The sequence below is a fragment of the Paraconexibacter antarcticus genome (assembly GCF_024220175.1).
GTDB lineage: Bacteria > Actinomycetota > Thermoleophilia > Solirubrobacterales > Solirubrobacteraceae > Paraconexibacter > Paraconexibacter antarcticus.
Genome location: NZ_CP098502.1, coordinates 4,720,286 through 4,733,663, shown reverse-complemented (window position 1 = coordinate 4,733,663; position 13,378 = coordinate 4,720,286). Strand labels below are relative to the sequence as shown.

Here is a 13,378-nt window from a genome sequence, read left to right as displayed (position 1 = left end):
CGGGGCCGTGGTCCTCGGCGGGGGCGGCCGGCATTCGACGATCGTGAGGCTGCGGGCGTCGATGTCGGCCTCGATGCGGGGTTCGCGGATCACGTCGGACGGGACCTGCGGGCGATCGGTTCTCCGCAAATAGCGGTGAGGATCGAGGGAGGCGTCAGGTGGCGCCGGTACCGTCTGGCGGGATGCGTCTCATCGTCGCCCGCTGCGAGGTCACGTACACCGGCCGCCTGACCGCCGTCCTGCCGGAGGCGCTGCGCCTGCTCATGCTCAAGAGCGACGGGTCGGTGCTCGTGCACGCGGACACCGGCGGGTACAAGCCGCAGAACTGGATGACGCCACCGACGGCGCTCGAGTTCGAGGGCGAGCCGCTCGAGCGGATCGTCGTGCGCAAGTTCGCCGGGAAGACGGAGGACCGGCTCGACATCCGGATCGCGGAGATCGTCTCCGACGTCACGCACGACATGGGCGAGGCCGCGGAGCTCGAGAAGGACGGTGTCGAGAAGCACCTGCAGGAGCTGCTCGCGGGCCAGCCGCACTGGTGCGGCGAGGGCTTCCGCCTCGTCCGCCGCGAGTGGCCGACGGACATCGGCCCGGTCGACCTCATGTGCCGCGACGAGGAGGACGGCTGGATCGCGGTCGAGATCAAGCGCGTCGCGACCATCGACGCGGTCGAGCAGCTCACCCGCTATCTCGACTTCATCCGTCGCGACCCCGCGATGGCGGACTGCACCGGCGTCCTCGCCGCGCAGCAGATCAAGCCGCAGGCGCGGACGCTCGCGGAGTCCCGCGGGCTGCGCTGCGTCGAGGTCGACCTCATGGTCCTCCGTGGCGAGCGCGAGCCCGAGCTGACGCTCTTCGTCTGACCCGTCGCTGGGTGCGGCGGGCGGACCACGCGCGCGGCCAGGATCGCGTGGCGCAGCCCGCGTACCTCCGCGCGGGCGGCGCTGCCCTCGACGGTCTGGGCGGACCCGTCGCGGCGCCTGGGGCGCGGGGAGAGGCCGGCGCCTGCGCGCAGGGCGCCCGCCGTCGACGCGCTGCACGGCCTTCCGCGCCCCGCCACGCCCGCCTCCGCGCGGTGAATGAAGGTTCAGGGTGCTGAGAGCACCCTGAACCTTCATTCACCCCTGCGGTCGCGCGGGCGGGCGCGCGGGGGACGCGGGCGCGCGGGGGACGCGGGCGCGCGGGGGACGCGGCCGCGCCGATGGACGCGGGCGCGCCGGGGACGCGGGCGCGCCGGGGACGCGGGCGCGCCGGGGACGCGGGCGCGCCGGGGACGCGGGCGCGCCGGGGACGCGGGCGCGCGGGGGACGCGGTCGCCGCGGGTCAGGCGGGCGGGCCGCCGAAGAGTGCGGCCGTGGCGGGGTCCATGTAGTAGTCGGTCCCGCCGTCCTCGCGCCCCTCGGTGAGGATCGGGAGCTCGCGGTCGAGCTTGCGCGAATAGCGCCCCGGCCAGGCGAGGATGCCCGCCACGCCGTGCGCGCCCTTGTCGAGCTGCAGCCGCGCGGCGATGTCGTTGCCGGAGAACCGCTCGCCGGGCGACCCCGCGAGGAGGTCGAAGAGCGCCCGCGCCGGCGGCGCGAGCTTGCCGAGGAGCCACGTGGCCTCCTCGGTGTCCTCCGGCGTCCAGGCATGCGCCTCGCCGTGGTGGCCGCGCCCGCGGCCGCCGGGCCCGCCGAAACCGAAGTCCGGACCAGGCCCGAACCCGCGGCCGCCCGGCCCGAAGCCGGGGCCGCCGCGACCGCGCCCGGGGCCGCGCGCGCCGGTGTCCTCGGCCCGGTCCGCCGCGAGGAACGCGGCGAACCAGGCGTAGAACTCCGGCACGCGGTCCTCGGGGACCGCGACGGTGATCTGCTTGTCGGCCATCAGGCCGCCGGCGGGGCGTCGGCCGGGACGTCGTGGTGGTGATGCTCGTGCTCGGCGTCGTGGTGGTCGTGGCGCCCGCGGCAGCCGTGCCCGCGGTGGCCCGGGCCGTGCCCGGGGCCGTGCCGGTCCGGGCCGCGGCGGCGGCCGCGCCGACCGGGGCCGTCACCCGCGAGGAACCGCGCGAAGAACGCGTAGAACTCGGGGAGCCGGTCGGCCGGCACGTCGACGGTGATCTGCTTGTCGGTGCTGGTGGGGTCTGTCGTGATGGTGCTCATGTGACGTCTTTCTGTCGGTTGCTGGGTACAAGCTAGCACAAGTAAATACATAAGTAAAAGCAAGCACATCCGCGGGTGCTCGGACGGGCGTAGACTGCCCCCGCTCCGGAACGGGTCGACAAGGAGGGCGGTCGGGGTGCAGCGGACACGGAGAGAGGTGCTCGAGGCGTGGGCGGCGACGGTGGCGGCGGCGTCGCTCACCGGGCCCACGGCGGCCGCGGCGGCAAGGGCGCGGCGGCGCCCGAAGCTGCCCTCCGGCCACGGGACGACGCTCCGCGCGACGATCGTCCGCGGTCCCGTCGTCAACGGCGGGGGCTACCGGCGCCTCGCCTCGGGCCCGGGCGAGCCGTTCGTCGTCCGCGAGGAGCTCGGCGCCGCCGCGCGCCCCGGGCGCGCCGCCCGCCGGCGCGGACTGCTGTCGCTCGTCCAGTTCACCGACACCCACATCGTCGACGCCCAGTCGCCCGCCCGCGTCGAGTACACCGACCGCTACAACGACGGCGTCGGCTCCCCGCTCATCTTCGCGAGCGCCTACCGCCCGCACGAGATGCTCACCGCGCAGGTGACCGACACGCTCGTCCGCGCGGTCAACGCCGTCGGGAAGGGCCCCGCCTCGGGCCGGGCCTTCGACTTCGCGATCTGCACCGGCGACACCGTCGACAACTGCCAGCACAACGAGCTGCGGTGGGTCACCGACCTGCTCGACGGCGAGCCGGTCACGCCCGACTCGGGGGCCACGGACCGCTGGGAGGGCGTCCACGACCAGGACCCGGTCTTCTACGACCCGCACTACTGGCACCCGGACGGGACGCCCGCCGGTCACGTCGACGACATCGCCCGGGCGACGTACGGCTTCCCGACCGTCCCCGGCCTGCTCGACGCGGCGCGCCGCCGCTTCGTGCCCGCCGGCCTGAAGATGCCGTGGCTCACCGCCTACGGCAACCACGACGGGCTCGTGCAGGGCAACTTCCCCAGGAGCTTCCCGCTGTCGCCGCTCGCGACCGGCGGCGCGAAGATCATCAGCCTGCCGGCGGGCGCCTCGCCGCAGGACCTCCTGTCGGGGGACGCCGCCGCGCTCGCCACCCTCACGACGGCCCCGATCCGTCCCGTCACGGCCTCGCTCGGCCGGCGCATCCTCTCGCGGGCGGAGACCGTCGCCTCCTACTTCCAGACGACCGGCACGCCGCACGGCCACGGCTTCACCGACCGCAACCTGCGCGACGGCACGGCGTACTACGCGTTCAACAAGGGGCGGACGCGGTGCATCGTCCTCGACACGGTGAACCCGAACGGCGAGGCGGACGGCTCGCTGGACGAGGCGCAGTTCGCCTGGCTGAAGGCACAGCTCACCGCGCACCCGAGACGGCTCACCGTCCTCTTCAGCCACCACACGCTCGGGACGATGACGAACGGCCTGCGCGCCACCGACGACCCGCAGGCACGTGTCCTCGGCCCGGCCGTGCTCGCGCTGCTGCTCGCCCACCCGCAGGTCGTCCTCTGGGTCGACGGCCACACCCACGTCAACCAGGTCACGCCCCACCGCCGCCCGGCGGGGAGCGCGAAGCCGGGTGGCTTCTGGGAGGTCAACACGGCGGCGCACATCGACTTCCCGCAACAGGCGCGGATCGTCGAGCTCGCCGACAACGGCGACGGGACGCTCTCGGTCTTCGGGACGATCGTGGACTCGCTCGCGCCGCTCAGCCCGCCGTCGGCGCTCGGCGACACCGCGGCCCTCGCGTCGTGGGCCCGCGAGCTCAGCGCGAACGACTGGCAGGAGCGGCCCGCGGCGACCGGCGTCGCGGGCGGTCCCGACGGGCGCCGCGGCCGGGTCGAGGACCGCAACGTCGAGCTCATCGTCCCGGCGCCGTTCCCGATCCCGCGCCCGCGGACGGCAAAGCGGCCGACGGCGGCGTAGCCTCCCGGGCCCGCGCCGCGCCCGGCGCCTCAGCGCCCGGCGCCCCGGCGCGCCCGCCCCGGCGGTCAGGCGTGCCGGGCGGCGAACGCGCGGAGCCGGCCCGCGGCGTCGTCGCGGAGGACCGGCCCGTGCCCGAAGCCGACGACCTGAGGCTCGAGCGCGGCGAGCCGGCGGGCGGACTCGCGGTTCGCGGCGACGTCGATCGTCTGCACCTTCGGCGGCTCGCGCAGGCCGGCCCGCGTCGTCTTCATGTTCACGTTGAAGAAGACGTCGCCGCAGAGGAGGACGCGGTCCTCCTCCCGCCACAGCGCGATGTGCCCGGGGGTGCGGCCCGGCGTCTCGAGGACCGTGAAGCCCGGGCCGACGACGTCGCCCTCCGTCAGCACGCGGTCGACCTTCACGCCGGTGAAGTTGCCCATCATCCGCATCGCGGGCGCGAGCACGCCGGTCGCCTCCGGCCGGCCGCTCTCGATCGCCTCGACGTCGCCGGCGCCCGCCCAGACCGGCACCGAGCACTCCTCGACGATCCGGTGTGAGCCGCCCGCGTGGTCCCCCGGCCGTGGGTGATGACGTGCGCGGCGATCGGGTGCTGCTCGTGGCGGAGCTCCTGCGCGATGCGCCGGCCGAAGGGCGGGCCGCCGGCGTCGACGAGGACGTCCCCGATGACGTACGCGTTGACCCCGTGCCGGAGCATCATCGAGATCTGGAAGACGTCGGCGGCGACCCGGTCCATGCGCCGCAGGCTAATAGGCTGCGCCCATGTCCGATACCAGCACCGACACGCCGCCCGTCCTCACCGAGCGGAGGGGGAGCGTCCTCGTCATCACGCTCAACCGCCCGGAGGTCCGCAACGCGGTCAACAAGGGCCTCGCGGAGGGCGTCGCCGCCGCGCTCGACGAGCTCGACGCCGACGACGGCCTCACCGCGGCGATCGTCACCGGCACCGGCGGCTACTTCTGCGCGGGCATGGACCTCGGGGCGTTCGCGAAGGGCGAGTCGCCGTGGATCGACGGCCGCGGGTTCGCCGGGATCACCCAGCGCGCGTCCGCGAAGCCGGTCATCGCGGCGATCGAGGGCTTCGCCGTTGCCGGCGGCCTCGAGATCGCCCTGAGCTGCGACCTCATCGTCGCCGCCAAGGGCGCGAAGATGGGCATCCCGGAGGCGAAGCGCTCGCTCGTCGCCGCGGCCGGCGGCCTCCTCCGCCTCCCGCGCCGGATGCCGTACCACGCGGTCATGGAGCTCGCGCTCACCGGCGACCCGATGCCCGCCGAGCGCTTCCACGACTTCGGCGTCGTCAACCGCCTGGCCGAGCCCGGGGAGGCGCTCGACGTCGCCCTCGGCCTCGCCGAGCAGCTCGCGAAGAACGGCCCGCTCGCGCTCATCGCCTCCAAGCGGATCATCGAGGAGCAGGTCGACTGGTCGCTCGAGGAGATGTGGCAGAAGCAGGGCGAGATCGCGGGGCCGGTCCTCACGTCGGAGGATGCGCGCGAGGGGGCCGTCGCCTTCAAGGAGCGCCGCGACCCCGTCTGGAAGTCGCGCTAGGACCTGTACGCGCGGTCCAGGCCCGATCGCCCCGAGGCTGAAATTCGCTCGGCCGGGGCCCTTCGTCCCTACCGTGATGGGGCATGGAGATGAGGGTCCCCCAGATCATGGCGTTCGGCGGCGGCGGCTTCTCGATGGAGCCGTCGAACACCCTGATGGACGACCACGTCCTGAGGCTCACCGGGAAGGCGAGACCGAAGGTGTGCTTCATCCCGACGGCGTCGGGCGACGCGGACCACTACGTCGTCCGCTTCTACCGCCGGTTCGCGGCGGTCGCCGACGCCTCGCACGTCTCGCTCTTCCGGCGGGACACGGGCAGCGGGGCCGTCGAGGGCGACCTCGAGGCGCACCTCATGCAGCAGGACCTCATCTACGTCGGCGGGGGCAGCGTGCTGAGCCTGCTCGGCGCCTGGCGGGCCCATCGCCTCGACACGATCCTCGAGCGCGCGTGGCTCGGCGGCGTCGTCCTCTGTGGTCTGTCGGCCGGCTCGCTCTGCTGGTTCCAGGAGGCGGTGACCGCGTTCCACGGGCCGCCCGAGCCGCTCGCCGGCCTCGGCCTGCTGCCGTACTCCAACTGCGTGCACTACGACGCCGAGCCCGAGCGGCGCGTCGAGTTCAGGCAGTTCATCGGCGCGGGCATGACCGCGGGCTACGGGGTTGACGACGGCGCGGCGCTGCACTTCCGGGGCACCGAGCTGTTCGACGTCGTGACCTCGAAGCCGAACGCCGGGGCGCACTTCGTGGCCGCGGTCGGCGGCGAGGTCGTGGAGACCCCGCTGAACGCCCGCTACCTCGGGATGGCGGCTCCCGCGCTGGCGGCCTGACGGGCGGTCCGGTCGCCGGCCGCCAGGTCAGCGCCCTAACCTGTGGCGATGGAGCACCGCACCCCCACGATCTTCGCCATGGGTGGCGGCGGGTTCACGATGGAGCCGGAGAACCCGGCGCTCGACGAGTTCGTCCTCTCGCTCGCGACGACGCAGATCCCGAAGATCCTGCTGCTCCCGACCGCGTCCGGCGACGCGGGGAGCCAGGAGGCGCAGTTCCGGGCGACCTACGGCGACCGGCCCTGCGAGCCGTCCGTCCTCTCGCTCTTCCGCCTCGGCGAGGGCGGCCCGATCGACCTGCGCGCGACGATCCTCGCGCAGGACATCGTCTACGTCGGCGGCGGCTCGATGCGCAACCTCCTCGCGATCTGGCGGGTCCACGGGATGGACGACATCCTCCGCGAGGCGTGGCAGGCCGGCGTCGTGCTCGCCGGGCTCAGCGCCGGCGCGATGTGCTGGTTCGCGGGGGGCGTGACGACGTCCTCCGGCGAGCCCGAGGTGACGAAGGGCCTCGGCCTGCTGCCGGGCTCGCTCAGCGTCCACGCCGACGGCGCCCCCGGCCGGCTGCCCGTCTACGAGCAGGCCGTCGCCGCGCGGCGACTGCCGGCCGGCTGGGCGGCGGACGACGGCGTCGGCCTCCTCTTCCGCGGGCTTGACCTCACGCGTGTCGTCACCTCGCGCCCGCGCACGAAGGCCGTCTGGGTCGAGCAGACGCCGACCGGCCTGCGCCGCGACGTCCGCGAGCCGGAGCTCCTGTCGAGCGTCGGCCACGTGAGCGACGAGGGCTCGCGGATCGTCCCCGCCGACGTCCTCGAGTTCCGCCGCGCGCGCCGTCAGGGCGCGGCGAACCGCCGCGGCGCCTGAGCACGTCCTCCGGCCGCCGGAAGGCGGGGACGGTCAGCGCTCGCCGACGAGCACGACCTGCAGCGCGAAGAGCTCGGGGCGCAGTCGCGTCGCGAGCCCCTCGAGGCGGCCGAGCGACGGCCAGTGCGCCTGCAGCGGGAGCGGGGCGGGGGAGAAGCGCTCGCCGGTGACGCGCAGCCCGGCGGCCGTGACGAGGTCATGGGCGCTGGACCGGGTGAACCAGCGCAGGTGGGTCGCGTCGAAGAGCCCGTGCTCGGCGCGCGGGAAGCGGCCGCGCACGAGCGCCCGGCGGCCGGTCCAGTGGGCGATGTTCGGGACCGAGACGACGACGCGACCGCCGGGGGCGAGCTGGGTGGCGAGGGCCCGGAGCGTCGCCTCGGGATCGGGCAGGTGCTCGAGGACGTCACCGCAGACGATCGCGTCGTACGGGCCGTGCTCGGCGGCGCGGGCGCGGACGTCCTCGTCGTCGACGGAGCCGGTGAGGACGGCGCTGAGCGCGTCGCGCGCGCGGGCACGCCCGGCGGCGCCCTCGTCCTGCTCGATCCCGACGACCTGGCAGCCCGTCGCGCCGAGCACGGCGGCGAGATAGCCGGTCGAGCAGCCGACGTCGAGGACCCGCGATCCGGGCGGCACGGCGTCCGCCATGAGGCGGTGGGCGGCCGAGAGCCCGTAGGAGGCGACGAGGGCGTCGTAGGGCGCCGTCGTCACCGCGGCTCCCCGTGCACGGTCGCGCAGACCGTGCGGGCGCCGCCGGCGTCGCGGTGCTCGCAGAGGTAGAGGCCCTGCCACGTCCCGAGGACGGGGGCGCCGTGCCGTAGCGGGAGCGTGAGCGACGGGCCCATGAGCGACGCCTTGACGTGCGCGGGCATGTCGTCGGGGCCCTCGAGGGTGTGCGTCCAGGTGAAGTCCTCGGGCACCGCGGCCCCGAACCAGGTCTCGAGGTCCCGCCGCACGTCCGGGGACGCGTTCTCGTTCACCGTGAGGGACGCCGACGTGTGGAGCAGGAGGAGGTGCAGCAGGCCCACGCCGACCTCCTCGAGCTCGGGCAGCGCGCCGAGCACCTCGCCGGTGACGAGGTGGACGCCGCGCGCCCGGGGCCGCAGGGTGATGTCGCGCTGGAGCCACATGCCGTGCCCTCAGTCTGGCGCTTCCGGCACGCGCGCGCTGCGCAGGTCGACGCGGCCGGCCCGCGTGAACGGGACGCCCTCGGCGAGCAGGAGCGCGCGCTGGCGGTCGCCCTTGGCCAGCGAGCCGTCGGCCCGCACGACCCGCCACCACGGCACGTCCTCGTCCGTCAGGCGCAGGACGGTGCCGGCGAGCCGCGGCGCGCCGGGCGTCAGGTCGCCGTACGTCCGCACCCAGCCCTCGGGGATCGCGCGGACGCGGGCGAGGACGGCGTCGTGCTCGGGGCGCCGGGGCATCGGCGGAGCTTGGCACGGGCCCACCCGGGGCTGCGTGCGAGCGGCCGCGGCGAGTGGAATCCCGGTGCTCCCTGAGGGCACCGGGATTCCACCCACCGCTCGCGGGGCGGCGCCTAGCGCTCGCCCGGGGTCTTCTGCGGGTACTGCGTCACCGGGATCGACAGGTCGAGCGCGGTGGAGATGATCCGGTTCTGCTCGACGTTGTGCGCGGCCGGGTAGCCCTCGCCCGGTGAGGCGCGCTCCGGGCGGCCGACGTAGCCGAACGCGAGCCGCTCGGGCAGGCACTGCATGAGGCGCGGGCCCATGTGCGCGCGGGCGCCCATGTTGCGCGGCTCCTCCTGCACCCACACGACCTCCTTGAGGTTCGGGTAGGTGTCGACGAGCTCGAGAATCTGTCCCTCGGGGAAGGGGTAGAGCAGTTCGACGCGGCCGACCGCGACGCCCTCGTTGTCCTGACGGTCCGGGTGGCCCACGAGGTCGTAGTAGATCTTGCCCGTGCAGAGCACGAGGCGGGTGACCTTGTCGATCGGGACGCGCGGCTCGCCGAGCACCGGGAAGAACTGCGTCTCCGCGAGGTGCTCGATCCGGTTCGTCGCCTGCGGCAGCCGGAGGAGCGACTTCGGCTGCATGACGACGAGCGGGCGCTGCTTCGCGATCCGGGCCTGACGGCGGATGAGATGGAAGTACTGCGCCGGCGTCGTGACGTTCGCGACGCGGATGTTCCCCTCGGCCGCGAGCTGGAGGAACCGCTCCAGGCGCGCGGAGGAGTGCTCCGGGCCCGAGCCCTCGTAGCCGTGCGGGAGCAGGAGCGTCAGGCGGGAGGACTGGCCCCACTTCGCGAGGCCCGATACGATGAACTGGTCGATGATGACCTGCGCGCCGTTGGCGAAGTCGCCGAACTGCGCCTCCCAGATGACGAGCGTCTCCGGAGCCTCCTGCGAGTAGCCGTACTCGAAGCCGAGGCAGGCGGTCTCGCTGAGCGGCGAGTTGTGCAGCTCGATCGGGGCCAGGGCGCCGGGCAGGTTCTGGATCGGCGAGATCCGCTGCCCGTTCTTCGCGTCGTGCAGCACCATGTGGCGGTGGCTGAACGTGCCGCGCTGGACGTCCTGACCCGTGAGGCGGATCGGGATGCCCTCCGTGAGGAGCGACGCGTAGGCAAGGGCCTCGGCGTGGCCCCAGTCGATCCCGCCGTCGGGGCCGACGGCCTTGCGGCGGCGCTCGAGCTGCTTCACGAGCTTCGGATGGACCGTGAAGCCCTCGGGCGTGGAGAGCAGCTCCTCGTTGAGCGACAGCAGGCGCGCGGCGGAGACGGCGGTCTTCACCTCGGGCGACGGGGAGCGGTCGAGCGTGTACTCGCCCGTCTGCTGCGTCGGCGAGCCCGAGTCGGCCGCGTCCTTGATCTGGGCCTTGAGATCCGCGTGCAGCTCGGACATCTCGTCCCAGACCGCGCTCTTCGCGGACTCGACGTCCTCGGTGGTGATGACGCCGGAGGAGATGAGGGACTCGGCGAACAGGTCGCTGACGCGCTGCTTCTTCTTGATGACCGCGGTCATCTCCGGCTGCGTGTACGCGGGCTCGTCCGCCTCGTTGTGACCGAAGCGGCGGTAGCCGATGAGGTCGATGAGGACGTCGTGGCCGAACTCCTGGCGGAACGCGAAGGCGAGCCGGACCGCGCTGATGCAGGCGGCGACGTCGTCGGCGTTCACGTGGATGATCGGGACGTCGAAGCCCTTCGCGGGATCCGAGGCCCACCGGGTGGAGCGCGAGTCCTCCGGATCGGTGGTGAAGCCGACCTGGTTGTTCGTGATGATGTGCAGCGTGCCGCCGACCTGGTAGCCGTCGAGCGCCTGCAGGTTCATCGACTCCGCCACCACGCCCTGGCCGGGGAAGGCCGCGTCGCCGTGGAGGACGATCGGGACGGCCGCCGCGGTGTCGCGGTGGGCGTGCGGACCCTGGCGGGTGGTCTGCGCGGCGCGTGACGCGCCGACGACGACCGGGTGCACGAACTCGAGGTGCGAGGGGTTCGACTCGAGGTTCACGAGGATCGATGAGCCGTCGGGCAGCTGGTAGGAGCCCTGCGCGCCGTGGTGGTACTTCACGTCGCCGGTCCCGCCCTGCGGGATCGTCGTGATCGCCTCGAGCGTCGAGGCGCCCTCGAACTCCGCGAAGATCGACGCGTACGGCCGCCCGAGGTTGTGCGCGAGGACGTTGAGCCGGCCGCGGTGCGCCATGCCGAGGACGACCTCACGGGCCCCGTGCGCGGCGGACAGCTGGATCATCTCGTCGATCATCGGGACCGTCATGTCGAGGCCCTCGACGGAGAACTGCTTCTGCCCGAGGTAGGCCTTGTGCATGAAGCGCTCGAAGGCGTCGACCTCGATGAGGCGCTTGAGCAGCGCCTGCTGCTCCTCGGAGGTCAGCGGGCTGCGGAAGGCGCCCGACTCGACCTTCTCGCGCAGCCAGACGCGCTGGCGGTGCGAGGCGATGTGCTCGATCTCGTAGGCGATCGTGCCGCAGTACGTCTCCTTCAGGTGCGGGAGCGCGTCGGCGAGCGTCGCGCCCGGCACGTGCATCCGGAGGATCTTGGCGGGGATCTTCGCCATGAGCTCCGGCGTGAGGCCGAGGGGCTCGGGGTCGAGCGCGGGGTCGCCCTCGGGCTCGGACCCGAGCGGGTCCAGGCGGGCGGCCAGGTGGCCGTGCGTGCGGTGGGCCTTGACGAGTGAGACCGCAGCCTGCACGGCCTGCAGGAGCTCCTCGTCGACGACCCCGGGCGTCGCGGTCGCCGGACTCCCGGTGGCGCTGTCCCGCGCCGCGGCCGCCGCGGCGGCGGGCGCCGGCGGCTGCGGCGGGGCGCCGAGCTCGGCGTCGAGCGCGTGGAAGACGCCCTCGTAGAAGCCGTGCTCGCCTTGGAGGTACTCCTCGACCGTCTTCAGGAACTGGCCGGACTCGGCGCCCTGGATGATGCGGTGGTCGTACGTCGAGGTCATGGTCATGACCTTCTCGGCGCCGATCATGTCGCCGATGTTCCCGAGGCCGACCGGGTAGGCGATCGAGCCCGTGGCGATGATCGTGCCCTGGCCCGTCATGAGGCGCGGGACCGAGGCGATCGTGCCGATGCCGCCGGGGTTCGTCAGCGAGACGTTGGCGCCCTGGAGGTCGTCCGCGGTGAGCGAGTTCGTGCGGGCCTTCTCGATGAGCTCGTCGAAGGCGGCCTTGAACCCGGCGAACGAGAGGCGGCCCGCGTCCCGGATGACCGGGACCATCAGCGTGCGCTCGCCCTTCTTGTTCGTCACGTCGACGGCGATGCCGAGGTTGACGGCGCCGTCGTCGATGCGGTGCGGCTTGCCGTCGATCTCGTCGAAGTGGTGCGCCATCACCGGCATGTCCTGCGTCGCCGCCAGCGCGATCGCGTAGGCGATGAGGTGCGTGAAGGAGACCTTCTGGCCGGCGGCCTTCAGCTCCTTGCGGCGGGCGTCCATCACCGTGACGGTGATCGTGCGGAACGAGGTCGCGGTCGGGATCGCGCGGGACTCGTCCATGTACCGCGCGAGCATCGCCGCGGCGCCCTTGATCGGCTTCGCGCCGGCAGGCTTGGCGGCCGCCGGGGCGGGGGCCGCGGCGGCGCCGTTGGAGCCGGAGCCGTTGCCGGAGAGGACGTCGGCCTTCGTGATGCGGCCCTGGGGGCCGGACCCGGTGAGGGCACCGAGGTCGACGCCCTTGGCCGCCGCGACGCGCGCGGCGACGGGGGTGACCTTGGTCCCCTCCGGCACGCTGCCGTTGCCGCCGGCGGGCTTCGTCGCCGGCGCCTCGGGGGCGGCGGACGCGTCGAGCGCGGACGGGGCCGGGTCGGCGGCCTTCGCGGCCCCCGCACCGACCTGCAGGCGCGCGATGACCTGGCCGACGGTGACCGTCTCGCCCTCCTCGGCGAGGATCTCCGCGATCGTGCCCGCGGCGGGGGACGGCAGCTCGACGTCGACCTTGTCGGTCGAGATCTCGACGATCGTCTGGTCGGCGTCGACGGTGTCGCCGACCTTCACGTGCCACTCGAGGATGTCGCCCTCGGTGACGGACTCGCCCGCGCCGGGGGTGACGATGTCGAGCAGCTCGCCGCTGCCCGCGTCGGCCGCGACGCCGCCCCCGCCGGCGCTGTCGGAGGAGCTGTCCTGGCGCTCGTCCTGGTCGGCCTCGGTGTCGGCCGGGTCGAACTCGCCGTCGGACTCGGGGTCGATGTTGCCGGTGGGCGGCGGGCTCGCGTCGCCGCCGTCGGCGGGCGCGTCCGGCGTGGCCGGGGCCGAGCCGTCGTCCGGCTGGATCTCCGCCAGGAGCTGGCCGACGGTGATCGTCTCGCCCTCCTCGGCGTGGAGCTTGACGATCGTGCCGGCCGCCGGCGACGGCACTTCGACGTCGACCTTGTCGGTCGAGATCTCGACGAGCGTGTCGTCGAGGCCTACGCGATCCCCCTCCTTCACGTGCCATTCGAGGATTTCGCCCTCGGTGACCGACTCGCCCGCCCCGGGCGCGACCACCTGAATCGTCGTGTTAATCGCCATAAGTTGTCTAGCCGTCGACTCTAGCGCGCAGGACCCCCACGCGGGCTCCGGTGAGACGCGTCTGTCATGTCTTCGTCAGGTGGATCTCCCCCGCCGGGAGGAGACCGGTCAGACCGCGTGCGAG

General features: G+C 73.8%; 12 protein-coding genes. 5 read left to right on the top strand and 7 right to left on the bottom strand.

Going from position 1 to position 13,378, the window contains the following annotated elements; all coding sequences use genetic code 11:
• The first annotated feature begins 182 nt into the window (after window positions 1–182).
• On the top strand, window positions 183–863 hold the full coding sequence (gene nucS, locus NBH00_RS23210; protein WP_254570946.1) for an endonuclease NucS: 681 nt from the start codon (window positions 183–185) through the stop codon (window positions 861–863).
• A 460-nt stretch (window positions 864–1,323) separates the two neighbouring features.
• Here the strand turns inward: nucS and NBH00_RS23205 are convergent, their stop codons facing one another.
• A complete protein-coding gene (locus NBH00_RS23205) occupies window positions 1,324–1,863 on the bottom strand; it encodes a DUF6416 domain-containing protein (RefSeq protein WP_254570945.1) in 540 nt (179 codons plus the stop codon).
• Window positions 1,863–2,138 (bottom strand): hypothetical protein, encoded by a 276-nt coding sequence (locus NBH00_RS23200; RefSeq protein WP_254570944.1) that lies wholly within the window; start codon window positions 2,136–2,138, stop codon window positions 1,863–1,865. The genes NBH00_RS23205 and NBH00_RS23200 overlap by 1 nt, the downstream gene beginning before the upstream one ends.
• Before the next feature lie 136 nt (window positions 2,139–2,274).
• Between NBH00_RS23200 and NBH00_RS23195 the strand changes: the two genes are divergently transcribed.
• The gene (locus tag NBH00_RS23195) at window positions 2,275–4,053 is read left to right on the top strand and encodes a TIGR03767 family metallophosphoesterase (protein WP_254570943.1); all 1,779 of its coding nucleotides are present in this window, start codon (window positions 2,275–2,277) and stop codon (window positions 4,051–4,053) included.
• Window positions 4,054–4,118: 65 nt separating this feature from the next.
• Here the strand turns inward: NBH00_RS23195 and NBH00_RS23190 are convergent, their stop codons facing one another.
• Window positions 4,119–4,562 carry an MBL fold metallo-hydrolase gene (locus NBH00_RS23190; protein ID WP_254570942.1) on the bottom strand — a complete coding sequence of 148 codons (444 nt, stop codon included), beginning with the start codon at window positions 4,560–4,562 and terminating at the stop codon, window positions 4,119–4,121.
• Between the two features lie 250 nt (window positions 4,563–4,812).
• Between NBH00_RS23190 and NBH00_RS23185 the strand changes: the two genes are divergently transcribed.
• The 3 genes from NBH00_RS23185 (at window position 4,813) to NBH00_RS23175 (ending at window position 7,283) form a co-directional block, all read left to right on the top strand.
• Window positions 4,813–5,595, top strand: a complete 783-nt coding sequence (locus NBH00_RS23185; protein ID WP_254570941.1) for a crotonase/enoyl-CoA hydratase family protein — start codon at window positions 4,813–4,815, stop codon at window positions 5,593–5,595.
• Between the two features lie 83 nt (window positions 5,596–5,678).
• A complete protein-coding gene (locus NBH00_RS23180) occupies window positions 5,679–6,419 on the top strand; it encodes a Type 1 glutamine amidotransferase-like domain-containing protein (protein WP_254570940.1) in 741 nt (246 codons plus the stop codon).
• Window positions 6,420–6,467: 48 nt separating this feature from the next.
• Window positions 6,468–7,283: a Type 1 glutamine amidotransferase-like domain-containing protein gene (locus NBH00_RS23175; protein ID WP_254570939.1), complete on the top strand. Its 816-nt coding sequence runs from the start codon at window positions 6,468–6,470 to the stop codon at window positions 7,281–7,283.
• A 33-nt stretch (window positions 7,284–7,316) separates the two neighbouring features.
• On the opposite strand, the gene NBH00_RS23170 is transcribed toward NBH00_RS23175, so the two are convergent.
• The 4 genes from NBH00_RS23170 to NBH00_RS23155 form a co-directional block, all read right to left on the bottom strand.
• Entirely contained in the window at window positions 7,317–7,991 is a 675-nt protein-coding gene (locus NBH00_RS23170; protein WP_254570938.1) for a class I SAM-dependent methyltransferase, read from the bottom strand.
• Complete coding sequence (locus NBH00_RS23165; protein WP_254570937.1) at window positions 7,988–8,410, bottom strand: secondary thiamine-phosphate synthase enzyme YjbQ; 423 nt, start codon at window positions 8,408–8,410, stop codon at window positions 7,988–7,990. The genes NBH00_RS23170 and NBH00_RS23165 overlap by 4 nt, the downstream gene beginning before the upstream one ends.
• Before the next feature lie 9 nt (window positions 8,411–8,419).
• Complete coding sequence (locus tag NBH00_RS23160; RefSeq protein ID WP_254570936.1) at window positions 8,420–8,704, bottom strand: MGMT family protein; 285 nt, start codon at window positions 8,702–8,704, stop codon at window positions 8,420–8,422.
• Window positions 8,705–8,817: 113 nt separating this feature from the next.
• Window positions 8,818–13,254, bottom strand: coding sequence for a multifunctional oxoglutarate decarboxylase/oxoglutarate dehydrogenase thiamine pyrophosphate-binding subunit/dihydrolipoyllysine-residue succinyltransferase subunit (locus NBH00_RS23155; RefSeq protein WP_254570935.1), 4,437 nt, complete (start codon window positions 13,252–13,254; stop codon window positions 8,818–8,820).
• Window positions 13,255–13,378 lie beyond the last annotated feature (124 nt).